The 24,885-nt window shown below is 67.3% G+C and carries 24 protein-coding genes; 10 read left to right on the top strand and 14 right to left on the bottom strand.

Annotated elements, in window-relative coordinates; all coding sequences use genetic code 11:
* Positions 1-51 precede the first annotated feature (51 nt).
* From ACQPXH_RS07525 to ACQPXH_RS07540, 4 genes are all read right to left on the bottom strand, one after another.
* Positions 52-834: an ABC transporter permease gene (locus tag ACQPXH_RS07525; protein ID WP_433601573.1), complete on the bottom strand. Its 783-nt coding sequence runs from the start codon at positions 832-834 to the stop codon at positions 52-54.
* Positions 831-1,805 carry an ABC transporter ATP-binding protein gene (locus tag ACQPXH_RS07530; protein WP_433601574.1) on the bottom strand — a complete coding sequence of 325 codons (975 nt, stop codon included), beginning with the start codon at positions 1,803-1,805 and terminating at the stop codon, positions 831-833. Before ACQPXH_RS07530 ends, ACQPXH_RS07525 begins: the two co-directional genes overlap by 4 nt.
* On the bottom strand, positions 1,802-2,533 hold the full coding sequence (locus ACQPXH_RS07535) for a hypothetical protein (RefSeq protein ID WP_433601575.1): 732 nt from the start codon (positions 2,531-2,533) through the stop codon (positions 1,802-1,804). The genes ACQPXH_RS07530 and ACQPXH_RS07535 overlap by 4 nt, the downstream gene beginning before the upstream one ends.
* Positions 2,534-2,688: 155 nt before the next feature.
* The gene (locus ACQPXH_RS07540) at positions 2,689-3,714 is read right to left on the bottom strand and encodes a glutathione S-transferase family protein (RefSeq protein WP_433601576.1); all 1,026 of its coding nucleotides are present in this window, start codon (positions 3,712-3,714) and stop codon (positions 2,689-2,691) included.
* Positions 3,715-3,815: 101 nt separating this feature from the next.
* On the opposite strand from ACQPXH_RS07540, the gene ACQPXH_RS07545 reads away from it, so the two are divergent.
* Positions 3,816-4,610 carry an enoyl-CoA hydratase/isomerase family protein gene (locus ACQPXH_RS07545; protein ID WP_433601577.1) on the top strand — a complete coding sequence of 265 codons (795 nt, stop codon included), beginning with the start codon at positions 3,816-3,818 and terminating at the stop codon, positions 4,608-4,610.
* A 150-nt stretch (positions 4,611-4,760) separates the two neighbouring features.
* Complete coding sequence (locus ACQPXH_RS07550; RefSeq protein WP_433601578.1) at positions 4,761-6,044, top strand: class I adenylate-forming enzyme family protein; 1,284 nt, start codon at positions 4,761-4,763, stop codon at positions 6,042-6,044.
* Between the two features lies 1 nt (position 6,045).
* On the opposite strand, the gene ACQPXH_RS07555 is transcribed toward ACQPXH_RS07550, so the two are convergent.
* Positions 6,046-6,792, bottom strand: coding sequence for a tyrosine-protein phosphatase (locus ACQPXH_RS07555; RefSeq protein ID WP_433601579.1), 747 nt, complete (start codon positions 6,790-6,792; stop codon positions 6,046-6,048).
* Between the two features lie 419 nt (positions 6,793-7,211).
* Here ACQPXH_RS07555 and ACQPXH_RS07560 point away from each other — a divergent pair, with 419 nt between their 5' ends.
* Together ACQPXH_RS07560 and ACQPXH_RS07565 are read left to right on the top strand one after the other, a co-directional pair.
* Complete coding sequence (locus tag ACQPXH_RS07560; RefSeq protein ID WP_433601580.1) at positions 7,212-7,691, top strand: TetR family transcriptional regulator; 480 nt, start codon at positions 7,212-7,214, stop codon at positions 7,689-7,691.
* 39 nt (positions 7,692-7,730) lie between these two features.
* Positions 7,731-8,918: an amino acid deaminase/aldolase gene (locus ACQPXH_RS07565; protein ID WP_433601581.1), complete on the top strand. Its 1,188-nt coding sequence runs from the start codon at positions 7,731-7,733 to the stop codon at positions 8,916-8,918.
* A 120-nt stretch (positions 8,919-9,038) separates the two neighbouring features.
* Here the strand turns inward: ACQPXH_RS07565 and ACQPXH_RS07570 are convergent, their stop codons facing one another.
* Both ACQPXH_RS07570 and ACQPXH_RS07575 read right to left on the bottom strand, forming a co-directional pair.
* On the bottom strand, positions 9,039-12,431 hold the full coding sequence (locus tag ACQPXH_RS07570) for an AAA domain-containing protein (RefSeq protein ID WP_433603356.1): 3,393 nt from the start codon (positions 12,429-12,431) through the stop codon (positions 9,039-9,041).
* Positions 12,432-12,664: 233 nt separating this feature from the next.
* The gene (locus tag ACQPXH_RS07575; protein ID WP_433601582.1) at positions 12,665-14,458 is read right to left on the bottom strand and encodes a DEAD/DEAH box helicase; all 1,794 of its coding nucleotides are present in this window, start codon (positions 14,456-14,458) and stop codon (positions 12,665-12,667) included.
* A 62-nt stretch (positions 14,459-14,520) separates the two neighbouring features.
* Between ACQPXH_RS07575 and ACQPXH_RS07580 the strand changes: the two genes are divergently transcribed.
* Positions 14,521-15,372, top strand: coding sequence for a carbon-nitrogen hydrolase family protein (locus ACQPXH_RS07580; RefSeq protein ID WP_433601583.1), 852 nt, complete (start codon positions 14,521-14,523; stop codon positions 15,370-15,372).
* An 11-nt stretch (positions 15,373-15,383) separates the two neighbouring features.
* Entirely contained in the window at positions 15,384-16,007 is a 624-nt protein-coding gene (locus tag ACQPXH_RS07585) for a phosphoribosyltransferase (protein ID WP_433601584.1), read from the top strand.
* 48 nt (positions 16,008-16,055) lie between these two features.
* On the opposite strand, the gene ACQPXH_RS07590 is transcribed toward ACQPXH_RS07585, so the two are convergent.
* From ACQPXH_RS07590 to ACQPXH_RS07605, 4 genes are read right to left on the bottom strand one after another with little or no spacing between them, the layout of a single operon-like run.
* Entirely contained in the window at positions 16,056-16,925 is an 870-nt protein-coding gene (locus tag ACQPXH_RS07590) for an ESX secretion-associated protein EspG (protein ID WP_433601585.1), read from the bottom strand.
* A complete protein-coding gene (locus ACQPXH_RS07595) occupies positions 16,907-18,199 on the bottom strand; it encodes a WXG100 family type VII secretion target (RefSeq protein WP_433601586.1) in 1,293 nt (430 codons plus the stop codon). Before ACQPXH_RS07595 ends, ACQPXH_RS07590 begins: the two co-directional genes overlap by 19 nt.
* Positions 18,192-18,569, bottom strand: coding sequence for a hypothetical protein (locus tag ACQPXH_RS07600; RefSeq protein ID WP_433601587.1), 378 nt, complete (start codon positions 18,567-18,569; stop codon positions 18,192-18,194). The genes ACQPXH_RS07595 and ACQPXH_RS07600 overlap by 8 nt, the downstream gene beginning before the upstream one ends.
* A gap of 47 nt (positions 18,570-18,616) precedes the next feature.
* The gene (locus ACQPXH_RS07605) at positions 18,617-19,339 is read right to left on the bottom strand and encodes an alpha/beta hydrolase (protein ID WP_433601588.1); all 723 of its coding nucleotides are present in this window, start codon (positions 19,337-19,339) and stop codon (positions 18,617-18,619) included.
* Between the two features lie 146 nt (positions 19,340-19,485).
* Here ACQPXH_RS07605 and ACQPXH_RS07610 point away from each other — a divergent pair, with 146 nt between their 5' ends.
* Positions 19,486-20,376, top strand: coding sequence for an SMP-30/gluconolactonase/LRE family protein (locus tag ACQPXH_RS07610; protein WP_433601589.1), 891 nt, complete (start codon positions 19,486-19,488; stop codon positions 20,374-20,376).
* A gap of 9 nt (positions 20,377-20,385) precedes the next feature.
* On the opposite strand, the gene ACQPXH_RS07615 is transcribed toward ACQPXH_RS07610, so the two are convergent.
* Positions 20,386-20,715: an MmcQ/YjbR family DNA-binding protein gene (locus tag ACQPXH_RS07615; RefSeq protein ID WP_433601590.1), complete on the bottom strand. Its 330-nt coding sequence runs from the start codon at positions 20,713-20,715 to the stop codon at positions 20,386-20,388.
* A 78-nt stretch (positions 20,716-20,793) separates the two neighbouring features.
* On the opposite strand from ACQPXH_RS07615, the gene ACQPXH_RS07620 reads away from it, so the two are divergent.
* Positions 20,794-21,048, top strand: coding sequence for a hypothetical protein (locus ACQPXH_RS07620; protein WP_433601591.1), 255 nt, complete (start codon positions 20,794-20,796; stop codon positions 21,046-21,048).
* Here the strand turns inward: ACQPXH_RS07620 and ACQPXH_RS07625 are convergent.
* Complete coding sequence (locus ACQPXH_RS07625) at positions 21,016-21,771, bottom strand: hypothetical protein (RefSeq protein ID WP_433601592.1); 756 nt, start codon at positions 21,769-21,771, stop codon at positions 21,016-21,018. The genes ACQPXH_RS07620 and ACQPXH_RS07625 overlap by 33 nt on opposite strands.
* Positions 21,772-21,991: 220 nt before the next feature.
* On the opposite strand from ACQPXH_RS07625, the gene ACQPXH_RS07630 reads away from it, so the two are divergent.
* Together ACQPXH_RS07630 and ACQPXH_RS07635 are read left to right on the top strand one after the other, a co-directional pair.
* The gene (locus ACQPXH_RS07630; protein WP_433601593.1) at positions 21,992-23,164 is read left to right on the top strand and encodes an acyl-CoA dehydrogenase family protein; all 1,173 of its coding nucleotides are present in this window, start codon (positions 21,992-21,994) and stop codon (positions 23,162-23,164) included.
* 9 nt (positions 23,165-23,173) lie between these two features.
* Positions 23,174-24,295: an acyl-CoA dehydrogenase family protein gene (locus ACQPXH_RS07635; protein ID WP_433601594.1), complete on the top strand. Its 1,122-nt coding sequence runs from the start codon at positions 23,174-23,176 to the stop codon at positions 24,293-24,295.
* Between the two features lie 51 nt (positions 24,296-24,346).
* Here the strand turns inward: ACQPXH_RS07635 and ACQPXH_RS07640 are convergent, their stop codons facing one another.
* Complete coding sequence (locus tag ACQPXH_RS07640) at positions 24,347-24,817, bottom strand: hypothetical protein (RefSeq protein WP_433601595.1); 471 nt, start codon at positions 24,815-24,817, stop codon at positions 24,347-24,349.
* Positions 24,818-24,885 lie beyond the last annotated feature (68 nt).

Raw genomic sequence — 24,885 nt, forward strand, 5'->3', positions numbered from 1 at the left:
CGGTAATGACACGTGCCGCACCGCTGTTTGTTCCCCGCGGCCGGGGCCGGATCAGATGTCGCGCGAGCGCAGCAACCACCACGCACCGCCCGCGGCGGCGATTGTCCAGAGAATGAGGACCACCAGGGCAGCGGGGGTGGGGGCCAAGAAGTCGCTGTCTTTGAAGGATCCGACGGCGACGGTGCTGACGGTGGCGGAACCGGGCAGGACGGTGACCACTCCGGCCAAACCGATCGCCTTGGCCACGACCCAGATCAGCGGTTCGATGATCACCAGCCAGCCGAGCATCGCCACGACCGCCGTGGTGGAGGTGCGCAGCAGCAGGCCAAGGCCGGCGCCGATCAGGGACCAGCAGACCGCGGCGAGCAGCCCGCCGCCGAGGACAGCGAGTAGGCGTACTCCGAAGTCGAATTTGCCACGGCCGAAACCGAGCAGGCAGGCGAAGGCGATGAGTTCGACGACGAAGGTCGCTGCCAGGGCGCAGCCCGCGGTGACGAGGAACTTCGCGGCGACGAGCCGGTCCCGGTCGGCGGTGAACAGGGCGGTGGTCGGCATTGTCGCGTAACGGTATTCGGCTCCCGCACCGGCCGCGCCGAAGGCGCCCGCCAGCACGATCGCGACCGCGAGACCGACATAGAGCCCGATGGTCGCCGCGCCCGTGGCCGGATTGGATTTCGGATCGGCGGGTCCGGCGAGCAGTACGGTCACCGTGCTCGCGACGAGGGCGACGGCGGGAATCAGCGCGGCCAGGATTCTGCTGGCGCGCAGCGTGCTGACCTTGCGGACCTCGGAATTGACGGCCGGAACGAGGTCCGGCGGCAGAACGGCGATCATCGTGTAATCCCGTAGGGGGTCGGTTGCTGCGGTGCGATCCCGGCGTAGGGGGCGGGCTGGGGTGGGCGGGTCGGTTTGACCAACGAGGCGAGCACTCGGTCGGGATGGATCTGGTCGGCGGCGATATTGTCCACGCGCACACCGGCCGCCGTCGCCGCCGTGCGGATCTGCGCTTCGGTCGCTTCGGCGACGGCGAGGCGTCCGTCGGGGCGGATCACCGCATCGGTGAAGCCCTGTGCGGCCAACATGGTCGCGAGTGCGATCGGGGTCGATGCGGCGACGACCAGTCGATCGGGGTGTCCGCGCCGCAGCCGGGCGGGGGTGCCCTGATAGACCACCGAGCCCTCGCTCACGACAATGATGTTGTCCGCCATCGGAATCACGTTCGCGAGGCTTTCGCTGGACAACAGGGCCGAGCCACCGCGACGGGTGTGCCGCCGCAGGATGTCGGCCAGCCAGGCGCGTTCCGCCGCGTCCAGACCGGCCAAGGGCTCGTCGAGAATCAGCAGCTGCGGGTCGCCCAGCAGCGCGGTCGCCAAGGCCAGCCGGGTCTGCGATCCGTCCGACAGCTCGCCCGCCCGTGTCTTCGCCAACTCACCGAGGCCGACCAACTGGATGACCTCGTCGACCCGCGCGGCCGCTACTCCCGCGGCTGCCGCATACACCAGCAGATGATCACGTGCGCTACGAGCCGGATGCTGCCCACGTGGCTGCAACATGGCGCCGACGACAACCGCGGATCCGTCGCGCCGCCGCGAGCCCGGCCCGCCGACCGCGGCGGTTCCCGAGGTCGGCTGGTGTAGACCGAGCAGGATCCGCAGGATCGTCGATTTACCCGCACCCGCGGGGCCCACCAGGGCGGCGGTAGTACCGGACGGCACGGTGAAGCTCACGTTTTCGACCGCGGTGACCAGGTCGTAGCGCTTGGTCAAGCCGCGGACGGAGAAGGCGAGCGGTCGGCCCGCGCTCATCGTGGCGTGGTCGGCGGTTGCGGCTTGACCGGATCCAGGGCCGGCAGCGGGTCGGCGTCGATAACGAGCTGCCGATCGGCGGGCCAGGTCACCGGCGCGGGTCCGAATGCCTTGCGCGCGTTGCCGATCGTGGTCTTACCGAGTGCCCGATTGCCGACGCTGCCGATCACCGCTCCGATACCGGCCGGCACCACCTTGCCCGCCATCAATGCGGCCCGCTTGGTGATGAAACGGATGATGAATCGCTTGAGCAGCGAGTCGTTCATGCTCGACAGGCCGGGAATCCTATTGGCGAACAGCGTGCCCCAGTTCTTCGCCGAATGACCGACCGTCTTCTCGACGATCTCCATCCCGCTCTCACCGAGCACGACCGCGAGCACCAGCGCCCGCCGCGTCTCTTGGTCCTCGGGGGAGATGCCGTGCACGGCCGCGACGGCCAGCGTGAACACCGCGGACGCCTCCATGAAGAAGGTGGTCTCGGCACTGACCGCCGCGAGCGCCGCGATGGTGCCGACTCCCGGCACCGCGGCCGTCGCGCCGACCGCACCGCCACTGCCGGTGACCGCGAGCAGGTACTGGTGCTCCAGCCGCTCGATGATCTGCGCGGGATTCTCCGAGGGATGCGAACGCCGCAGCCGGTCCACGTACTTGGCGACCGCGGGCGCCTGCAGGCGGGACCCGGTATCGAGTAGCTGGACCACCGTCTTCTCGAACGTGCCTTTGAACACGGCGATATCCTCCTCTTCCGCCCGTACGCCAACGACCTTATTGCACCGGCCGCCATCAACTCGTCATGACAACGATGTACCCGGTCGGCCGGGTTCCCGATGGGGGATGGCAGCCGGCTGCGCCGGCGGGGTGGGTGTACCCGGTGTCGGTTCGATCATGCCGGTTCGCGCAGGGCAGGGACCCTTTCCGTGAGCGGTGGCGGTGGCGGCGCGGTGCCGTCGCCGAATGGCCTGCCGCCCAGCGCTTCTCGGCCGTGCGGGGTCAGCCAGTTGGTCGGCTCCGGCCCCTTGGGCACGATCTGGGTCGGGTTGATATCGGCGTGGACCACGTAGTAGTGCTCTTTGATCTGGCCGAAATCGATGGTGTCACCGAATCCGGGTGTCTGGTACAGATCGCGCGCGTAGGCCCAGAGCACCGGCATTTCGGTCAGTTTGGAGCGGTTGGTCTTGAAATGTCCGTGATAGACCGGATCGAAGCGGACCAGCGTGGTGAACAGCCGTACATCTGCCTCGGTAACGGTGTCGCCCACCAGGTAGCGCTGGTTGGCGAGCCGTTCGGACAGCCAGTCCAACCGACCGAAGAGCCGATCGTAGGCTGCCTCGTACGCCTCCTGCGTACCAGCGAATCCGCACCGATAGACGCCGTTGTTGACATCACGGAAGACGGCCAGGTTCACCTCGTCGATCTCGGCCCGTAGCTCCTGCGGGTACAGCCGCGGCGCGCCGGGGCGATGGAGTTCGGTCCATTCGGTGGAGAAGTCGAGGGTGATCTGCGCGTAGTCGTTGGTCACCACCTGTCCGGTGAGGACATCCACGACGGCGGGCACCGTGATGCCGCGCGGATAGTCCGGGAATCGCGCAAGGTAGGCGTCACGCAACCGGGCAATGCCGAGCACCGGATCCACCCCACGGGGATCCAGATCGAAGGTCCAGCTGTGCCTGTCGTGCGTCGGCCCGCACAAACCGAGTGAGATGACGTCTTCCAGTCCCAGCAGCCTGCGCACGATCAGCGTGCGGTTGGCCCACGGACAGGCCCGCGCCGCGACCAGGCGATAGCGGCCCGGCTCGACCGGATACCCGTCGCGGCCATCAGCGGTGATGCGTGTGGTGATGTAATTCGTATCCCGCTTGAACTCACTGGCTTCGACGTAGGAGCCGTTTTCCGATACCGACTTGGTCACTCGCCTAGTCTCGCAGATCGACGGCTGAAGGGATGCCCGCCGTCGGGATGGGGGAGCCCGGGGATGACAGCCGTCGGAGTGGGTGTGCCTACTCTTGCCGAATGAGTGATACCAAGGCCACCAGGCTGATCCGGGAAACCACCGATGGCGGCGCCGAGATCGCGATCCTCACCCTGGCCAATCCGCCGCTGAATCTGTTCGACCAGTCGATGCTCGACGCGCTCGTCGAGGATCTCGCCGAGCTGTCGGCCGATCCGCCGCGCGCGATGCTGCTGCGGGCCGAGGGCAAGCTGGTCTCGGGTGGTGTCGATGTGCACGTCTTCGATGGCTTGACAGTCGACCAGGGCGCCGCGTTGTGGCGCACCCTGTTCGCGCAGATCATCCATCCGCTGGAGGCGCTGCCGTGTCCGGTGGTCTTCGCCGCGCACGGCCTGACCCTGACCGCCGCCTTCGAAATGGCGCTGGCTTGCGACATCATCCTGGCCGCGCCGAAGGCGAAATTCGGGCTGGTGGAGACCGTCGTCGGCCTTACGCCGTCGATGGGCGGGCCACAGCGACTGGCCGAGCGCGCCGGTTCGGGCCGCGCCCGCGAGTTCGTGATGACCGGCGACCTCTACGACGCCGCGACCATGGCCGAATGGGGCGTGGTCAACGCCATCCATGACGATGTCGATGCCGCCGCGAAGGACTTGACGAATCGCCTGGCCCAGGGCCCGACTCGGGCGCATGCCGCGACCAAGCAGATCATCGAGGCGTGGCGATCCGGCGGTGTGGCGCACGCGGATTCGGTGACGCCGGAGGTGTCCGGTGCGCTGTTCGACACGGCGGACCTGCGCGGCGCGGTGCGCAGCTTCCTGGAGGTCGGCCCTGGGAAGGCGACCTACACCGGTCGGTGACAGCCGGGACACGTTCACCGCATAATCGGGCGCTGTCGGACGAAGTCCGCCATCAGCCCCGCGCTTGAACGAGCGTCGGCGAGTTCACCGCCTATGCCGACGAAAATGTGACTCGCGTCATATAGTCGCAAGAGCCTGCAGGCTCGAGGCGTGCGCGGAGGACCCATGTCGCAGTTCCTGGTCGAATATCCACTCAACCGTCCGCATGCTTGCGATGCGCCGCTGGCCCGCGGCGCCGACGGGGTGCTGCGCTACGGCAATCTCAACCCTGCGCTGACCGAACTACTGGATCTGCAGGTGCATGCCTTCTCGACCAGGGAGGCGGTCGTCGAGATCGGCGGCCCCCGGCTGAGTTATCGGCAACTGTGGCACTCCGCTTCCCGTATCGCGGGCGGTCTGCAGGAACACGGCATCGGCTACGGCGACCGGGTCGCCATCCACATGCCGACGGGCGCGCGCTGGGTACAGGCCTTCCTCGGGGCGCTGCTCAGCGGCGCGGTCCCGGTGCTGGTGCACGACGGCCTGCCCGATGCGGTGGCCGAGCGGGTGATGGCCGACAGCAGTACCGATTTCGTACTCGGCGGCGGCAGCGACGAACTGCCCGACGGCGCCGCCTTCATCGATGACGGTGCGGCCCTGAACGATCTGGCACTGCTCTGCTACACCAGCGGCACCGGGCCGTGTCCGGTCAACGCCACGGTCGCGCCCAAGGGCGTCGAGCTGACCAACGAAAATCTGCTCTCGGCGATCCGCTCCGTAGTCGCGGCGCTGGATCTGCCGATCGATGGACTGCGCAATCTGGTGCTGTTGCCGCTGGCGCACGCGAGCGGCTGTGTGGACCAGCTGCTGCCGACTTTCGCGGTCGGCGGCACTGTCGTACTCGCGCCGGATAGTCGCAGTCTCGCGGAAACCATTGTCTCCGAACGGATCGATATGGTTTCCGCGACACCGCGCATCTTCGCCCGCCTGCTGCCCGAACTCGTGGTGCTGCGCACCGAGGGATTGTGTACCGAGGGCATCGTCCGGGTCAGCAATGCGGGGCATCGCGGCGAACGTGCCGCCGATCCCACCGATCCCGCGGACCTGGCCGCCCCGCTGCGGGATATGTTCCCGGCCGCGCGGCGGTGGTCGGTCTGGGGCGCGACCGAAACCAGCGGCATCGGCTTGGTCGTCGACGACGACACCGATCCCGCGCCCGGCGCGGATCCGGTGCTCGGATTCCCCTTCGGCGGTACCGAATTGGCGCTCTGGGGGCCGCAGGCGCGGACCGGACACGGCGAATTGCTGTGTCGCGGACCGAATGTCACCCACCGCTACTGGAACGATCCCGAGACCACCGCGGACCGCTTCACCGGAAGTTGGTTCCACACCGGCGATCAGGTGAGCATCGACGCCGACGGTCTGGTCCGGCGTGAGCGGGCGCAGGCGGGGTGACTCACTCGAGCATGCGCTCGCGCAATCGCTCGCGCAGGTCGGCGGTGAATCCGATGGTGGTCAGGTAGGTCTCGAAGTCACCGTGGCTTTCGTGCACCGTATCCGTCGCGATGCGCAGATAGTCCTCGCGCACGCCGAGGATATCGATGGAAAGTTCGGCTCCCGCAGTGAGTTTCGGCGCCATCATGGCGCGCAGCGCGGGGACGGCGTCATTGCTGGTCATGAAGTCGGCGAGCACATCGGCCTCGCCGACCGCGACCGCGCGCAGGAGGGTCGCGATCGCCCACCCGGTGCGGTCCTTACCCGCAGCGCAATGCACCAGCACCGCGCCGTCGCCGTTGGCGATCGTCTCGGCGATGGCGATGATCGCGGCATTGGCCTCGGGCCGGGACGGGAAGTCGCGGTAGACCTCGAGCATGTGTGGAAAGGCGGCGTCGGTCTGCGCATCGTGCGGCGGCGCCTCGGTCATCCGGGAGTCGAACGGTGTGACATTCAGTCGCACGCTCTCGGGCAGATTGTCGTGGCCGATGTGCTCGATCTCGCGCGGCCCGCGCAGGTCGAAGACATCGGTGACGCCGAGTTCGCGCAGGATCGCGTGTCCGGGCAGGTCGAGGCCGCTCAGCTGGGCCGAGCGCAACAGCACGCCGGGGCGGATCCGCGCACCGTCGGAGGTGCGCAGCCCGCCGACGTCGCGGAAGTTGAACGTGCCGGTGAGATAGAACTGGTCGGCCGATGGCGAGAGAGTCACCGGTCCAGGCTAGCTACCTCGCGGTGTCGGCACGGTGTCGATCGCGGAACCGTCGGCCGTCCAGTTTGCGAGGTATTGGTGTGGGATCCGCCACAGGACACCGGAGCGGTACCGTTACGTACCGTAGTCTCATCGATGGTCATCTTTGTGTGGGGCAGACGCGAGAGTGAGGTCCTGGGAGGCGATTCCGGTGAACTCCGCTCGATCGCGGCCGGATTCCGTTTGGGTAACAAAACATTCTTCCAGTCTGGAAATACCCGACGAACCCGTTCTTAAACCCTGGAAACCCTCTACCATTGATGAATGTTGGACTGGGCATCCAGGAAATTCCCTGACGGGGGATTCGTGAGAGCCGCCTGTCGTGTTCAGCGAGTCGCGCCGACGAGGGTGCGCGAGTTCTTTCCTCGAGGGAGTCGTCGTTGAGCGTACGTGGAGAAATAGCGGTGGTCAGGCTGCGGCCGACCATCTGCGAGGCCGTCGAGAAGGCGGCCGCCTCGCTCGATTTCACCGGAGTGCGAGCGCTTCGGGTGCTGTTGCATGCCGGTGTGAGTGCGTACTGGCCGTTGGTCAAGGCGGCTCCGGCCGAGCAGGCTCGCATGTACGAGGCGACCGCGCATCAGTTGGCCGAACGGTGGGAGGCGCGGCCCGACTGTGTCGCCGACCCGCAGGCCGCGGCTCTGTTCCAAGAGATGGACTCCGAGGTCGCGAGCTTCCTGGATCTCTGCGCCGACCGTTCGGGTGCGCAGTGGTTGGAGCCGACGGATGCCATCGCGGCCTACGTGGTCTCGATGCTGCAGGGCACGGTGCTGCGCTGGCTCGCGGATTGCAATGACGAAACGATGCTGGTCGTGCTGGACGACCTGGTCAGCAGCCTGGCCGCCCGGGCCGCCGAAGACTGATTCCCACAATACTGGACGTTTGACCAGCTTGGTGGTTGAGTGGGTCCGGTGACCGACACGTCGCCGATTGTCGCACTGCATGCGGCCACGGCCGAGCTGGACCCGCCGCTGGCCGCCCTCGACCTGACCGCGCTGCGCGCCAACGCCGCTGACCTGGTCCGTCGTGCGGGTGGGGTGCCCATCCGAGTCGCGAGTAAATCGGTGCGCTGTCGCGCGGTGCTCGAAGAGGTGCTCGGCGCCGAACTCACCGCGTCCGGCGGCTTCGCGGGCATCATGTCCTATTCATTGGCGGAGGCCATCTGGCTGGTCCGCCTCGGCGCGCGCGATGTGCTGCTCGGCTATCCGACCGTCGACCGCGCGGCGCTCGCCGAACTCGGCACCGATGACACGCTGCGCCAATTCATTACGTTGATGGTCGATGATGTCGCGCAACTGGACCTGATCCGCGCCGCGGTCGGCACCGATCTGGTGCGGCCCCGGATCTGCCTCGATGTGGACGCCTCACTGCGAATCGGACCGCTGCACCTGGGGGTTCGGCGCTCGCCGGTGCGTACTCCCGAACAGGCCGCGGCGCTCGCGCGTGAGGCCGTGAACCGTGGATTCGACGTAGTCGGCGTGATGACCTATGAGGCGCAGATCGCCGGACTGCCCGACTCCAATATCGCTGTGCGCCTGGTGAAGCGGGCCTCGGCGGCCGAAATCGGCAAGCGGCGCAGACGGGTTCTGGACGCGGTGCGCTCGGTGGTCGGCAAGCTGGAGATCGTCAACAGCGGTGGCTCCGGATCTGTCGAGGTCAGCGTCACCGATCCGGATGTCACCGAGGTGACCGCGGGCTCCGGGCTGTACGTGCCGACGCTGTTCGATCACTACCGCGCCTTCACCCCGCGCCCAGCGCTGTTCTTCGCCACATCGGTATTGCGCAAGCCGACCCCGTCCATCGCAACGGTTTTCGCGGGCGGGTACATCGCCTCCGGACCGGCTGGGGCGGCGCGGGTGCCCAAGCCGACGTGGCCCACCGGCTTGAAGCTGCTCGGCACCGAGGGCGCGGGCGAAGTGCAGACGCCGCTCTCGGGGGCCGCCGAACTGCGGATCGGCGATCGAGTGTGGTTCCGGCATGCCAAGGCCGGGGAGTTGTGCGAGCGGTTCGACCACGTCCACTTGGTCGATGCGGCCGGCACGCGGACAACGGTGCCCACCTATCGCGGTGAAGGCAACTGCTTCGGCTGAGCCGGCTGCCAATTGCGAATTGCGCGGGAACGCAATTTCAAGATCGAATTCCACTAAAAGAACCAACCGGTTCGGACTGAATATTTCGGTCAGAAACCGAGCAAATGCTGAAAGAAATATTCAGCTGAGTCGCAGGAATGTCGCCAGATCCGATAGATCGTCCGGCGCACTCGGCAGATATTCGGTGAGCAATGGTGACCGAATGATGACAGCCTTCCACATGGCCCGACACAGCGTCGCCTGAACCAGACTGCGCGACAGCAGGAATCGCATACCATAGGGCGCGTCGGCGGGGCTGGAGGTGGTCATCGACATGAGCACCACCGCCGCCTCCCGACCGCGGAATCGCTCGGCGGTGCCGACCAGCACATCCTCGATCTTGGCCCGGGCCAGCAGCGTTCGGATCAGTCCGACCTGGGCGCTGTAGGGCGCGACCACGAGGATGTCGTGCGGATGCAGCCGTCGTGTCATCGCACCGGTCATCCACGAGACCCCGAGCAGGGCACGCACCCGGCGGACCACCTCGCGGGCCTCGGCCATCGATTCGGTCGAATCGCCGCTGTGTGCCACCAGCACCGTCTCCACGCCGGGTTCGATGCCCTCCAACTGCCGCGCAAGCGTGACGGTTTCGTTGGAGCGCAGCCGGTTGTCGTAGTACAGCCGGGAGATCGGATCGCAGATACACGGGTGCATCCGCCAGGTGCGGTCCAGGAAGTAGCCGCGGTCGGCGGGCAGGGTGTCGCGGCCCTCGGTGAGCCATCCGAGCACGGATTCGTCGACCGGTTCCGGATGCGAGCTGCGCGCCGCCGAGGGCGCCGGATCACCGACCAGCAGCAGCTTGCGCGCACTCACCGCGACGGCGACGGTATCGGCGAGTGGGAAGCGGCCCGCGTCGGCGATCACCAGCAGGTCGAGACTGTCGCCGGGCACCACCTCGTCATCGGCGAAATCGGCCGGTACACCGCCGACTACGCAGCCGTTGACCGCATTGTCCAGGAACCGCGGATAACGCGTGCCGTCGATCACCGACCACTCCGGCGCCACCGCCTCGACATCCTTCTTGGCCAGCAGTTCCGGTAGCACGCCCATCGCGACGATCATGTCGAGCAGGCTCTCCACCGTCGAATGCGTCTGCGCGACAATGCCGATGCGCCACTTGTGCCGCGTGACCAGACGTTCGATCGCCCTGGCGACGGTGGAGGTCTTGCCGGTGCCCGACGGGCCCTGCACCGCGAGGTAGGAATCGTCGAGGTCGCGCAGCGCGGCCGTGATGGCCGCCGCATGGTCACCGTGCACATCCGGTAGCCGCTCGGCACGCCGCAGGCGCGGGGGTCGGCGGGCGAGGATATCGAAGACCGCGCCCGCCGGGATCTCCGGTAGCGCCATCAGCAGTTGCTGTGCGGCGTATTCGACCGCGGTCTCGATATTCTCGTCCCAGGCGGGCAGGCCCGGGGCGATCGCGGTCGGCAGCTCGTCGTAGGGTTCGCAGCCGTGTGGTAGCAGTTCCTCCAGCCGCACGGTGTCGTCGAAGTTCGCGTCCACCGAGCAGCCGAGCACGGTCGCGGTGGCGGTCGCGCGGCGGCCGACGGCGGTGATCATCCCGGCGGCGACCGGCTGATCGTAGAAGGTGTAAACGGTGGCGCCCGGCGTCAGCACCGAGCCGGTCGCGGCCCCGCCCGCGGTATCGCGGCCGCCCCAGCCGATGCCGATCCGTCCGGTCAGCGTGAGGTATCTGCGCATGGTCGGCTGGTGTGGGCTGCGATGCCATTTGGTGTCGACCGTGCCCCAATCGGCCACCAATACCCCTGGCGCGTCGGCCCATTCGTCGACCGGATGACTGAGCCGGTCGGCATGCGCCCACCACAGCGGTTGCCGTTCGCGCCGGTGATAGCCGAGCGCCGCCGCCATCAATGCCGCGGGATGGCGTGGCTCGCCCTGTGCCGCCGCGAATTCCGCGAGCGCCGCCTCGATCGACGACGGCCGCGACGGCGGCAGCGGATCGGGCTCCTCCGGACTCGGCACCAGGCACCACGAACTCGCCCGATCCAGGAGCACCGCATCCGAGCCAACGCGCCGTTCGGCGACCCGATCCAGCAGCCAGTCGCGTAGCCGCAGCACGGTGACGCAATCGCGTTCCTGGCCTGCGGCATTCGGCAGTAGCCGCCGCAGTCGACTCAGCCGATAGGAGCGTTCCCCGATCAGCAGGGCATTGCGCACGATCGGATACAGATCGACGAGCACACCCGCGTGCAGCAGATCCTCGACGATCTCCTCACCGACCCCGTACCGACCGGTCCATCGCAGCAGCGCCGAGCGCACGCCGGAGGTGTAGTGGTACACACGCATATCCGGATACATCCGCAACCTTTGCGCGACGAAGTCGAGCACCTCGGCCAAAGCGCGCCGCTGCCCGGCCTCCTCGTCGGCGATATCGGTCATCGCCTGGAACGGTGCGCGCGCCGCGCCGAAAGGGGCGCGGAAGGCCAGCTGGACCGTGCCGTCGCCGCCCACCTCGATACCGAGCAGCCGACCCGATGAGTCCTCCTCGATGGTCAATGCGAGATCCTCCGGCGAGGGCGGCGGCAACGCGCCGAGCGCGATCGCGTCGACCAGCCTGTGGGTCGGCCGACCGGAATCTTCTCGAGCCAGCTGGATTTCGGCTTGGCGATGCAATGCGTCGAAGGTGCGCGGCGTGAGGCCGGGCACGGTCGCGGTGCTGCTCGCCAGCCGGTCGATGGTGCTCACCCCGGCCTCGCGCAATCTGGCCCGCGCGGTGCGCGGCATACCGGCGACCAGCAGCAGGTCGCGTGCCGCCGCGATCGCGCTGGTGCATGTCGGGCAGCGGCCGCAGGCGAGATAGCGCGGATCGCCCCACTGCACAGGCAGCAACTCGCTCAGTTTGTCATCGATGATCCGTTCCACCCGACCGCGCCGAGCCAGATACACCGGCAGCAGGTCGGTGAGCGCGAGGGTCTCGCTGTTCTCGTCCAGGTGCAAACGAACCAGGGGAGCGGTGAGTGCGCCGCTGCGGTCCAAAGCGTCGGCGCAGGCGGCGAGTTCGAGTGCCGCGGCGATCCGATCCGGTGGTCCCGCCGCGGTGCCGTGCACGGTATAGCGCACCCGATGACCGGCCCGAATCAGAAAATCGCTGGTACAGACGAGTTTTCCGTCGAAGAAGGTGGCGCCGTGGATTACGTGCGCACCGGCCCGCAGTGCCGCGACCGTCTCGGCATTGGCGGCCCGCAACGCGGCGATATAGCTTTCGGGCTCGGCCACCGGATCGTGCGCGGCGCAATGGATCTCCACCATCCGACTGCCGAACCGATCACGGAAGTCCGCGAGCCTGCGTGCGCGCGCATCGTCGAATGCGCTGCGCTGCGCATGATCCGGCGCCACATCCGCCGTGCCCGCGATGGTGCCCAGTTCGGTATCGAGGGCACGCAGCAACTCGAATTCACACTGCGCCGCGCGCACCAGGTCGACGGCGGAACAGACGACACGATCACCGAACACGATCAAACGCGGCCTCCTGTGTCTTCGCCGGACACGGACGGCAACACTGTAGCTAGCCGCGTTGCCTGTGTTGAACTCGGTGTCCGCGGGGCCCTGCGTGGTTACGCGAGCTTCCGCCTTCGGGCCCGTCGCTCCCACCGGTGTTGAACTCGGTGTCCGCGGGCCCCTGCGTGGTTACGCGAGCTTCCGCCTCCGGGCCTGTCGCTCCCACCGGCGGCTTAACCCTCCCCGGTTCAGGAGCGTGGCTTACGCCGTTCGGGTCGCTTGCCGCCGTCGCGATCGCGACGTGGTCCGGCGCGGAACGGACGTCCGTTCGGCGGGCCGGAATCGAGTTGCAGCTGGATGAGCTGGCCGCTGATCCTGGTGCGCCGCAATGCTTCCAGCGTCTCCGAGGACAGGTCGGCCGGCAGTTCGACCAGGCTGTGGTCCGGACGGATGCTGATATGGCCGAAATCGCTGCGGCGCAGTCCGCCCTCATTGGCGATCGCGCCGACGATCGCGCCGGGTACCACCCGGTGCCGCTTGCCGACGCTGATTCGGTAGGTCGCCAATTCGGCTCCGGTCCCGCGATGATGCGAAGGGCCGCGATCCTCACCCTCGAACCGGCGGGCGGGCCGATCCCCGCGCGGCATGCGTTCGCGCTGCGGCCGTTCGACCGGCTCCGGCTCGGGCTCCATGAAGAAGTTGTCGCCGTCGTAGCCGCTGACCGCCAATGCCGCCGCGATATCCACCAGCGGAATGTTGTGCTCGCGCTCGTAGTCCTCGACGAGCTTGCGGAACAGCGCCAGGTTCGTCGAGCTGAGATTCTCGGTGATCGAATCGCCGAATTTGGCGACGCGCTGGGTGTTCACATCATCGACGCTGGGCAGCTGCATTTCGGTGAGCGGATGCCGGGTGGCGCGCTCGATCGACTTGAGCAGATGACGTTCCCGCGGCGCGACGAACAGCAGTGCCTGACCGCTGCGCCCGGCGCGGCCGGTGCGGCCGATGCGGTGCACATACGACTCGGTGTCGTGCGGAATGTCGTAGTTGACCACATGCGAGATCCGGTCCACATCGAGACCGCGCGCGGCGACATCGGTAGCGACCAGGATGTCGAGTGCACCGGACTTCAGCTGGCCGATGGTGCGCTCACGCTGGTTCTGCGCGATATCGCCGTTGATCGCCGCGGCGGAGAACCCGCGCGAGCGCAGCTTTTCGGCCAGTTCCTCGGTGGCCTGCTTGGTGCGCACGAACAGGATCATCGCCTCGAACGACTCGACCTCGAGGATCCGGGTGAGTGCGTCGAGCTTGCGCTGATGGGAGACCTGCACCCAGCGCTGGGTGATGTTGGTATTGGTCGAGGTCTTCGACTTGACGGTGATCTCGACCGGTTCGCGCAGATACTTCTTGGAGATGCTGCGGATCGCCGAGGGCATGGTCGCCGAGAACAGCGCGACCTGCTTCTCGCGCGGGGTATCGGCGAGAATGCGCTCGACATCCTCCTGGAACCCCATCTTCAGCATCTCGTCGGCCTCGTCGAGCACCAGATACCGCAGCTGCGACAAGTCGAGCGTGCCCTTCTCCAGATGATCGATCACCCGGCCCGGCGTACCGACCACGACGTGCGCGCCGCGACGCAGGCCGGAGAGCTGGACGCCGTAGGCCTGTCCGCCGTAGATCGGCAGCACATGCAGTCCGGGGATGTGGGTGGCGTAGCGGCCGAATGCCTCGGCGACCTGGATCGCGAGTTCGCGCGTCGGGGCCAGCACGAGGGCGCGCGGAAGTTTGCCGGTCGCCTCGATACCCATGAGGATCGGGATGGCGAATGCGGCGGTTTTGCCGGTGCCGGTTTGGGCCAGCCCGACCACGTCGGCGCCTTCGAGCAGCGGTGGAATGGTTGCCGCCTGGATGGGAGACGGCGACTCATAGCCCACATCGGCGATGGCCGCGAGGACGCGGTCATCGATGCCGAGATCGGCGAAGGTCGGGCCGTCGTTGTCCCTGTCGTTGTCGCCAGGAACGCTGTCGACCTGATTGGTACTCATTGACCAGCAGTTTACTGCCTCCCGGTGGTCGTCCCGGCCACCGGGCCAATACGGTGAGATGTATGCAACCCGAAAACGTGTCCGTGCATCACGATCCGGAGTCGTCGGCAGTGGCTGTGGCGGTGGTCCAATTCGCGCCGGGAACCGATCCGTCCGGCAATCTCGAAACCCTGCGCGCGCACGTTCGCGCCGCCTCGGAACGGGGTGCGAAGGTAGTGGTCGCGCCCGAATACTCGATGTTTGCCGTGACCCGGCTCGACGAGCGGGTCGTGGCCGTCGCCGAGCCGCTGACCGGGCCGTTCGTCACCGGCCTCGGTGAAATCGCGCGCGAATTCGGGGTGTATCTGGTCGCCGGTACGGTCGAGCAGGTGGCGGCGGCCGGGCGGATCCGCAATACCCTCGTCGTCCTCGGACCCGACGCGACCCTGGTGACGAAATACCGCAAGGTGCATCTCTACGACGCGTTCGGATATCTCGAATCCGATGTCGTCGAGCCGGGTGCGATCGAGGCCCCGGCGACCTTCACGGTCGGTGCTGTGACATTCGGCATGCAGACCTGTTTCGATCTTCGCTTTCCGGAAGGCTGCCGTCGCGTCGCGGCCGCCGGAGCCCAGGTGCTGGTACTGCCCGCGCAGTGGATTCCCGGTCCGGCGAAGGTGGATCAATGGACGACGCTGCTGCGCGCGCGTGCCATCGAGAACACCATCTATGTGGCCGCCGCCGATCAATGCGCACCGCGCGGTGCGGGCGCATCGATGATCATCGATCCGACCGGTGTCGTCCTCGCCGAACTCGGCGACGAACCCGGTGTACTCACCGCGACCATCGACCTCGAACAGCTGGCTGCGGTCCGCCGGACCAACCCCAGCCTGGCATTGCGGCGATTCGCGATTACCGAGCGCGCACCGGAGTAGCGTTAATTCGGATGATCTACTCCGATCGGACAGCGGCCGGTCGCGCGCTGGGTTTGGAACTCGGCCACCTGCGTGCGATGCAACCGCTGGTGCTCGGACTGCCTCGCGGCGGAGTTCCGGTGGCGGCCGCGGTGTGCGAGGTCATCGGGGGCGATCTCGACATCATGCTGGTCCGCAAGCTCGGTGTGCCGTGGCAGCCGGAGCTGGCGATGGGCGCGATCGGTGAGGAGGGGATCCGGGTGCTCAATCAGGATGTGTTGTCGCACACCGGGATAACGACGCGGCAGCTCGCCCAGATCGAGGATGTGGAACGCGCCGAACTCGAGCGTCGACGCGAGATGTGGCGCGGTGATGCCAAGCCGATCCCGATCTCCGGCCGCACGACGGTGATCGTGGACGACGGCATGGCGACCGGGGCGACGGTGGCCGTCGCCTGTCGGGTCGCCCAGCTGCACCAGCCGACGCGGATCGTGGTCGCGGTGCCGGTGTCGTCGACCGAGGCGTTGCGCCGGGTGGCCGCCGAGGCGGATGAGGTGGTCTGCCCTTGGGTGCCGCGCTCGCTCGGCGGTGTGGGGATGGCGTACCAGGACTTCCATCAACTGGACGACGACGAGGTCACCACGCTCCTTGCATGAGATGCCTCGTCGTCCGGGGTCAGGACTGGACTTCGGTGATGCCCTTTCTCACCAGCGTTCGGCCAAGGCGAGGGTGCGTTCGGCCGCGGTGACCATCGGCCGCAGCTGTGCGGTGAATCGCTGCGCGGTGACCGGCACGATATCGACATCGACGCCGGTGCGCACCGAGTATCTGCCGTCGCCGATCACGTCGATCCAGCACAGCACGCCGAACGGATGCAGCTCGCCGTCGGCTCGGCGCACCGACACCACGATCTGGCCGATGCCGTCGCGAGATTGCCTGAGCAGCTTGCGAATCCGGGTCGGCGTGGTGGGTCCGGACACCGGTACGGTCACGAGATCCCGGCTGTCCTCGGTGACACGGGCCAGCGGCGCGGTCAATTGCGGTGTGGCGCCGGGCGAATTCTCCGGTAGCACCGAAGTAATCCGTGCGGGAAGGTTCTTCACGCGATCGACGAACAGCCGGATATCGCCGCCGCGATCGGTGGTCGCACCCGCACGTTGCGCTGCGACCACCGCGATATCCCCGGTGATCGCACCGAGTACGCGCACCGGACGCGATTCGGCCGCGATGCCGGGCTGGGCGACTACCGGACCGGTCTGTTCGACCAAACCCGTCGCCTCGACCGTTCCGTTCGGCCCGCCATCGACCGCCGACGGCTCTGCCGTACCACGCTCACCGAAGACCTCGATGCGCACGCTCGGGCGTGCGAGCACCCGCAGTGCCCCCTCCAGATCGGCGTCGAGAGTCTCGTCGCACCAACGGTTCAGGGCGGGGAGTTGCGCGGCGCGCTCGGCGGTATCGCGAGCCGAGAGGCGGACGGCGAGTGGGTAGGGGATGCGGTCGCCATCGGTGCGGGCCCAGGCCATGGCGAACTGGTCCGGGGTCAGCGTCCAGTTCACTCCAGTTCGGTCCATTCGCCGACGACCGGGGGCGTCGTCGGATCCATATCGCCGATCAACTCACCGCCGTCATCGGCCGGTTCCAGGAAGGTCAGATCGTCGTCGAAGAAGTGGTAGTCGTCGTACTCGTCCTCTTCGCGGGCCTGGGCGCGGGCCGCGGCCGCGCTGGTGCTCGTGCCGGAGCGCGGGCTGTCACCCGCGACCATGGCGCCGCCCATGAGTCCGCCGACCGCGCCCGCGCCGACGCCGTTGATGGCATCGCCACTCGCATCGCGTTTGCGCTCATCGCGTTTGCGTTCGTCGTCGGCGTTCGAGGTGCCGGAAACGGTCGGGGCGATCACCGAGGTGGACGCGGCGGTGGTCACCGGTGCGGTGGTACCCGGCCGCATCGGGCGATCCGGTGTGGTCGTCGGTGTGGTGGCTGCGGCGGGTGTGGTCGATGCGGGGGAATCCGCTATCGGCACAACGGGTTTGGCGGCGGCAGGTGCGGTGTCAGCTGCGGTGCTCATCGGAGTGACGGTGGTCGGCGCGCCAGCCGGTTGAGTCGTCGCGGCAGGCTCGACGGTGGTGTGCGATATGGCCGGCACCGGCGCGGTCGTCGAAACCGTTGGGGTGGTGAGGGTTTGCGTACCGGTGTCGAAGACGGGCGTTGTGGCGACCTGCGCGGCCGATGTTGTTTCGGAAGACTGCGGCACGTCGGCGGTGACCGCATCCGGGAAGGCGGGCACACCGGAACCGGTCGAGATGAACACATTCGTGTAGATGCCGTCCATCGCCTGCACCACATCCTGACGGGTGCCATCGGCGGTTTTCTGGGTAGCGGTGTTCTCGGTCGCCTTGGCCGGATCCAACAGTGCGCCGGCCAGATCCGTTGTCTGGCTGGATGGTTCGACAACGGCCGCGCGCAGTGCCTCGGCGGCATCGCCCGCTTGGCCGAGCCGCTGACCGACCGCGGCCATGACATCCGCGAGCTGCTGTCCCTGCCGCTCGAATTCGCGTACCGCATCGGCGGCAGCATCCGCCGCGGCACCGCGCCAGCCATCGGCCATCGCGGCCCGAATCTCACTGTGCGCCTGCTCGACTGCGGTGGCGAGTCCGGTCGAACTGCCTTGCCACGCTTGCTGCCCGGCCGCGAGGACAACCGGATTCATCAGCTGGACACCGTCGTGAATTTCCCGATGCGACAGGTTGTCGAAAATTTCGACGGCTTGCGCGTAGTTGGGGTCCGTATAACTGGGGTCGGCATACCGAATGGGCGTCTTCTCACCGGAGTGCGGCATCTTACGCATGCGCGGCTCCCGCCACCTCGACCCGACCGACCGCGGCTGCCAGATCCGTATCGGACTGGGTGTACGCCGCTCCGGCCGCGCGGAAGGTCTGCGCGAGCGCCCGCGCGGCGTCGGCGTATGCGCGCAATCGGGTGATCGCGCCGTCGGCTTTGTCCTCGAAGCCGCGCCGCAGCGCCGAACCGGAATCGAAGCCACCGAAGCCGGGAAGTGAAGTGGCCCCGCCCAATACGGCGATCTGGGCATCGACCTCATCGGCGAGTTGTTCATAGCGCTCGGCGCACTGTTCGTGTGCACCCTCGGCGACCAGTACCCCATCTATCCAGAGCTGGCCATCGTCGATCGCTTGATTCAGAGTTGTCACGTCCGACATCTCGCCGCCCCCTTCCTCGTCGTGCTGCCCGCGCAGCCGTGATCAACTCACCGGTGCGCCAACCCCACGACGACACCCTGCATCCAGTCCGCGATGTCGGCAGCGACCCGCGCGTGCACCGGCTCGTGCAACAGGTCGTGCCCGGCGTCGGCGTACTCACGCAAACTTACCCAATCGTGGCGGCGAGTCCAGACCCTCATCGAATCGATCGGCGCCCGTCGGTCCTCGATGCCGTGCACCGCGAGGATGGGCAGGGTGCTCGGCAACGGCGTGCCGGGTGCACCGGGTGCGCCGCCACCGAGGGCTCGCTTCGGCACTCCCGACAGCACCAATCCGATCAGTTCGATCGGCGGCAGGCTCGGGTGCAGCGGGTACTTGGCCTCGAGACCGTGCAAGTCGTCGACGGCACTGGTCTGATCCGGCACCGCCGCACCGAGGATGCCAAGGGCGGTGACGGCACCCAGTGAGTGGCCCATCAGGATCAGCGGCGTACCCGGTAGTTCCGCGCGGACCAGCTCGATCAGCTGCATCGCATCGGCCACCAGTTCCACCAGCGTGCCGGGATTATTCGGATCACCCTCGCTCAACCCGTGCCCCGCGGTGTCCAGCGCCCACACCTCGATCCCGGCGGATTTCGGGGTGCGGGCGAAGCGGTGGTAATGGCCGCTGTGCTGGCCCATTCCGGGCAAGAGCACTGCAGCTGCGACCGGGTTGTCAACCGGCCACCGCCGGTAATGCATCCGGCCGCGCGCCCCGTCGAAGAATGGCATCTGTAAATACTGACAACTCGCTGAGATGCAGTCGAGTTCCTGACATAACTACTGGTGAGTTCATAACTGACAAAGTGGCTAGACTCCCGGCCGAGGGTCGGGCAAGAGAGTCGAGGTTCGCTTTGAGGAAGCCCTATCGTCCGAACGTGCGAGTGTGGGTCATCGCATTTGCGCTGAGTTCTGCCGGTGTGGATGCCTCGGTCGCCATGGCCGAGCCCCAGCTGGGTGCGATCGCCGCATGCGCGCAGGCCCAGGCGGCGACGGCCGTGCCCGCCGGTCTGCCGGTGCTCGACTGGTCGGAGAATGTGGGGTACGACGCGCAGGGCCATCTGTGGGTATCGCGGCTGTACCGCAATGAGGTGCAGCGCTATGACAGCGCCGGCCGGTCGACCGCGACGGTGCCGGTCGAATTCCCGGGCGCGATTCGGCTCGGACCGGACGGACTGCTCTATGTCGTCTTCGGCGATTCACCGACGAGTGTGGTGCGTCCAGGTGGTGTGGTGCGCTTCGATCCCAACGATCCCCGGCCCTCGGTATTCGCCTCCGGACTCACCATGCCCAACGGTGCCGCCTTCGATACGCAGGGCAACCTGTACGTCGCCTCCAGCCTCGGCGTGGTCCGGATCCGTCCGGACGGCGGCGTCGATGCGGACTGGACCGCGCGGGCGAAGTACACCGGCGCCAATGGGATTGTGGTGCGGGATGGTTCGATCTACCTCAGCATGAACGGCAATCCGCTCGGTCGGATCGTGCGCTTCCCGATCGAAGACCCGGACCGCGTCGCCGTGATCGCCGACTTGACGGTGTCACCCGGAATTCCGGATTTCGCAGACGACTTCGTCATCGATGACACGGGTGTGCTCTATGTGACCACCTTGACCGGCCAGCTGGTTCGGGTCGATCCGAGCGCGAATACCGCGTGCGCGGTGCTGACCGGCGAACCGATGACGTCGGTGGTCGCCGTGCCCGGCCGCTCCGACGAACTCATCGCCGGCACCGAGAGCGGCGCGATCCTGCGGATTCGGCTGTCGCGCTGAGCGAATCTGTCAGTCCTCGATGAGTTCGGCGGGCGCGGCCTGACGCCAGGAATCAAGCAGGATGTCGTACAGTTCGTCGATATCTTCCACGGCGCAGAGCCGGGCCCGGACCCAGGACGAGGACGCCTCGTGCGGCGGAACCCAGAACTTGTCCGGTTCGGCGGCGATGAGTTCCGCGCGATCGTGTCTGGGGCAGCGGATGGCGACCGAGGTCTGATCGTCGGGGATGGTGACGAACATTTTGCCCGCCACATCGAAGGTGGGATGGTTCCAGCGTTCCTTCTCCACGGTCTTGGGAAAGGACAACGCGATGCGGCGCACGTCGTCGGCGTCGAGCACGGTTCAGCCTCCGGTTCGGAAATCGGACTCCTATCGTGCACATCGCTTCGTCGGCCATCAAGTGATGGCGTCGGTTATGTGGGACGCGATCGTGCGGCCGACCAGAAGGCGGTACCGACGGGCGTCTACGCGGGCGGTTCCGCACTCATGCTGCGACTCGCCGAGCGCGACAACACCATTGCGCACTGGCCCGAGGGCAATACCGGAAACCACGTCGTGCCGATGGAACTGCCGGATGAGCACGTCGCCGATATCGGGCGTTCTTCATCCGGGCGTTCTTCGGCAAGGTGGCTCGAGCGCTCAGTTGTTCTGGTGCGCGATTTCGTCCCGTGATACGGAGTCGGCATGGTTCGGGGCGGCCGGCGCCACGGGGTCCTGAGTCGAGGCGGGCTGTGCCGGTGCGGAGCTCTCGGGCGCCGGCGCCGGCGGCAGCACCGGAAGATCCGGAACGTAGAACATCCCGACCGTCGGCGTCATCACGCAGTGCGCGAACGGGTAGTCGATCATGCCCCACATCGAGGCGATGATGGTGCCAGGACCGCTGGTCACGGTCTTCGACAGCGTCGGCATGTTGTATTCGGTCCGGTCGTCGAGCGTGGTGAGGCCGCTCGCGCCGGTATTGACGTTCAGCCAGGCCACGACGAGCCCGGAGGACAGCGGTGCGCCCGAATGCGCGGGCGTCGCGCTGAACCGCAGAGTGCCGGGCAGCGGGTCCGCGGCGCCATTGGGGTTGGAGCCGTCGGTGGAGGCCGCCGCGATGATCGTGGTGACCGGGCCGATGCTGCCGCAGCCGAAGGTCGGCGCGGCATAGGCGAACGGGGTGAAGGCGGCCGAGACATTGCGCAGCTCGGCGATATCCACCAGCTTCGTGAACTGGCTGAGCGCTCCGACGCCCGCCTGCGCGGCCGGATCGGATCCGGCATCGGTGGTGAGCTGTTCGAGTCCGGTATCGACGGTGGATGGCTCGGCGACCGCCGTACCGGTGAGGGCGAGGACCGCACCGACGCCGACAGAGGTCACTGCCGCGGCGGCGCGTGCGATGGATCTGCCGTTCACTCGTTCTCCTCGATACCGGACACCGGGATAGCTCCGCCCCACGAGCAGCCAACGTACCAGTTCGTCGCTTACGCCGCCCAGGGACTCACAACCAAGCGCACCGGCCGCTGAGGGGCGGCGCGCGACACATCGCCGATCTGCCCTTGTGACCCACTCGACAGTGCGAGATTACCGGGGGGTAGGTTTGACGCGGACGTACGAGACACACCGGGAGATGTGTATGAAACTAAGTCTGACGCCCGACGAGGTGGGCTTCCGCGACGAGCTGCGGAACTTCTACCGGACAGAGATCCCCGCAGACATCCGTGACCGCGTCGAATACGGCCACGAACTGTCCCGCGAGGACATCGTCACTTCGCAGAAAGTCCTCAACGACCACGGTCTGGCCGTGCCGAACTGGCCGGTCGAGTGGGGCGGCAAGGACTGGACGCCGATTCAGCGCCACATCTGGCAGGACGAAATGCAGCTGGCATCGGTGCCCGAGCCGCTGACGTTCAATGCCCAGATGGTCGGCCCGGTGATCGCGCAATTCGGCTCGCAGGAGATCAAGGAGCGCTTCCTGCCGCCGACGGCCGCGCTGGATATCTGGTGGTGCCAGGGCTTCTCCGAGCCCGACGCCGGATCCGACCTGGCCTCGCTGCGCACTACCGCGGTTCGCGACGGTGACTCCTACATCGTCAACGGCCAGAAGATCTGGACCACGCTCGGCCAGTACGCGGACTGGATCTTCTGCCTGGTCCGCACCGATCCGAACGCGTCGAAGAAGCAGGCGGGCATCTCCTTCCTGCTGTTCGACGTGAAGTCTCCCGGCGTCACCATCCGCCCGATCAAGTTGATCGACGGTGGCTACGAGGTCAACGAGGTCTTCTTCGAGAATGTGCGGGTGCCCGCCGATCAGCTGGTCGGCGAGGAGAACCAAGGCTGGAGCTACGCGAAATTCCTGCTCGGCAACGAGCGCACCGGCATCACCGGTGTCGGTCGTACCAAGGTCAAGCTCGGTGTCGCGAAGGAGTACGCGCGCCAGACCAAGTCGGGTTCGGGCACCCTGCTCGAGGATCCCGTCTTCGCCGCGCGCATCGCCGAACTGGAGAACGAACTGCTCGCACTGGAACTGACCCAGTTGCGCGTGGTCTCGAACTCCTCGGACGGTAAGCCGAATCCGGCCTCGTCGGTGCTCAAGCTGCGCGGTTCCGAACTGCAGCAGGCCACGACCGAGCTGCTGCTCGATATCGCGGGCCAGGATGCACTCCCGGTCGCCGCCGCCGATATCGCCTCGCCCGGTTGGGCACAGCGCAGCGGCCCCGGCTATCTGAACTACCGCAAGACCACCATCTACGGAGGCTCCAGCGAGGTGCAGCGCACCATCATCGCCTCCACGATCCTCGGATTGTGAGGCGCCGCCATGGATTTCGAACTCACCGATGAACAGGTCATGCTGCGCGACACGGTTCGCGACCTGCTCGCCCGCAACTACGATCCCGAGACCCGCCTGAAGGTCACCGACACCGAACTCGGCTGGAGCCGCGATGTCTGGAACCAGTTGGCCGAACTCGGCGTGCTCGGCCTGAGCTTCACCGAGGAGGATGGCGGCGTCGGCGCCGGTCCGGTGGAGACCATGGTCGTCCTCGAGGAGATCGGGCGCAGGCTCGCACCCGAACCGCTGCTGGATGCGGTGCTGGTGCCGGGCGGTCTGGTCGCGCGGGTCGGCAGTGCCGAACAGCGGCAGCGGATTCTGCCCGAGGTGACCGGCGGTACCGAACTGCTGGCGTTCGCGCATGCCGAGCCCGGCGTGCGCTGGCCGTCCACCGAACTCGCGACCACCGCTGTGCGGCAGGGCGATTCGTGGGTGCTGACGGGTCTGAAGAATCCGGTTCCGCACGGTGACAGCGCCGATGAACTGGTGGTCAGCGCGGTGCTGCCGACCGGCGGCATCGGACTGTTCCTGGTGGATGCGGCCGGAGTGCAGCGCAAGGCGTACCGGACGCTCGACGGTCAGCGCGGCGCGCAGATCGAATTCGACAAGACCCCAGGCGAATTGCTCGGTGACAATATCGACGCCGCCGAGGCGGTGCAGATCACGATCGGGCACGCCCAGGCCGCGCTGTGCGCGGAGTCCATCGGTGCGATGGAGGAAGCGCTGCGGCTGACGACGGATTACCTGAAGACGCGCAAGCAGTTCGGCGTCACGCTGTCGAAGTTCCAGACGCTGACCCACCGGGCGGCGAATATGTACGTTTCGCTGGAACTGGCGCGCAGCATGAGCCTCTACGCGAATGCGTCGCTGGCCGATGGCGCCGACGACCCTGTCGTCGCGTCGCGGGCGCGACTGCAGGTCGGCCGGTCGGCTCGGCATATCGGCCAGGAGGCGATCCAGATGCACGGCGGCATCGGCGTCACCGCGGAGTACCCGGTGAGCCATTACGTCGCTCGGCTCACCGCGATCGAGCGCACGCTCGGCGGCGGGCTGGAGCATTTGCGGGTGCTCAGTGCGCGGGTCGGTGACTACGACCTGCCGCAGCTGTAGGGTCCGGCAGTTCCGAACGGCGGCGCGTACGAGGTACGCGCCGCCGTTTTGCTATTCGTCGTCGCTGACGCCCGGCGAGGTGGTCGTCGGCACGCGGCGCGTCGTCGGCGACTCTTCGACGGTCGGGTCGACGGCAGGATGCGACTGGGTGGTCGGCGGCAGCTCGCTCTCGGTGGTGAAAGCGGGCGTCGGCACGGCGTACGACGGGGAAGTCTCTGTTTCTCGGGTCGTGGATTCCGGCCGGGCCGACGGTGGAACGGTGAAATCGACCGACTTACGCGGCGGTCCCGGGCGCGCGACCTGCCAGCTCGGCGACGGCGGGATGAACACCTTCGGCGCCGCCGAGGTGCTGGTGCCGTAGCGCACGGCCGGGACGGAGTCGTCATTGGCGGATTTGATCGGCGGGGGCGCGACGTAGGTGTCGTGCTTGCCGATTCCGCAGGCGCCGATGAGAACGAGTCCGAGAGCGACCGCGCCCGCGGCGATTACCGGACCGGCGATCTTGGCCCTGCTGCTCTCCATCGGTAACACTCCTCGTCCGTTCGAGTGGAGTTCACAATAATCGAGGCCGGTCGACCCGGCCAGACGAG

Origin of the sequence: Nocardia sp. CA-135953 (assembly GCF_050955735.1) — a bacterium.
Classification (GTDB): Bacteria; Actinomycetota; Actinomycetes; order Mycobacteriales; family Mycobacteriaceae; genus Nocardia.

What these genes read in the sequence shown, in the direction of transcription:
- ACQPXH_RS07525 (WP_433601573.1), bottom strand. Translation starts at nt 834, where the DNA reads ATGATCGCCGTTCTGCCGCCGGACCTCGTTCCGGCCGTCAATTCCGAG.
- ACQPXH_RS07530 (WP_433601574.1), bottom strand. Translation starts at nt 1,805, where the DNA reads ATGAGCGCGGGCCGACCGCTCGCCTTCTCCGTCCGCGGCTTGACCAAG.
- ACQPXH_RS07545 (WP_433601577.1), top strand. Translation starts at nt 3,816, where the DNA reads ATGAGTGATACCAAGGCCACCAGGCTGATCCGGGAAACCACCGATGGC.
- ACQPXH_RS07575 (WP_433601582.1), bottom strand. Translation starts at nt 14,458, where the DNA reads ATGAGTACCAATCAGGTCGACAGCGTTCCTGGCGACAACGACAGGGAC.
- ACQPXH_RS07580 (WP_433601583.1), top strand. Translation starts at nt 14,521, where the DNA reads ATGCAACCCGAAAACGTGTCCGTGCATCACGATCCGGAGTCGTCGGCA.
- ACQPXH_RS07585 (WP_433601584.1), top strand. Translation starts at nt 15,384, where the DNA reads ATGATCTACTCCGATCGGACAGCGGCCGGTCGCGCGCTGGGTTTGGAA.
- ACQPXH_RS07590 (WP_433601585.1), bottom strand. Translation starts at nt 16,925, where the DNA reads ATGGACCGAACTGGAGTGAACTGGACGCTGACCCCGGACCAGTTCGCC.
- ACQPXH_RS07595 (WP_433601586.1), bottom strand. Translation starts at nt 18,199, where the DNA reads ATGCGTAAGATGCCGCACTCCGGTGAGAAGACGCCCATTCGGTATGCC.
- ACQPXH_RS07600 (WP_433601587.1), bottom strand. Translation starts at nt 18,569, where the DNA reads ATGTCGGACGTGACAACTCTGAATCAAGCGATCGACGATGGCCAGCTC.
- ACQPXH_RS07605 (WP_433601588.1), bottom strand. Translation starts at nt 19,339, where the DNA reads ATGCCATTCTTCGACGGGGCGCGCGGCCGGATGCATTACCGGCGGTGG.
- ACQPXH_RS07630 (WP_433601593.1), top strand. Translation starts at nt 21,992, where the DNA reads ATGAAACTAAGTCTGACGCCCGACGAGGTGGGCTTCCGCGACGAGCTG.
- ACQPXH_RS07635 (WP_433601594.1), top strand. Translation starts at nt 23,174, where the DNA reads ATGGATTTCGAACTCACCGATGAACAGGTCATGCTGCGCGACACGGTT.
- ACQPXH_RS07640 (WP_433601595.1), bottom strand. Translation starts at nt 24,817, where the DNA reads ATGGAGAGCAGCAGGGCCAAGATCGCCGGTCCGGTAATCGCCGCGGGC.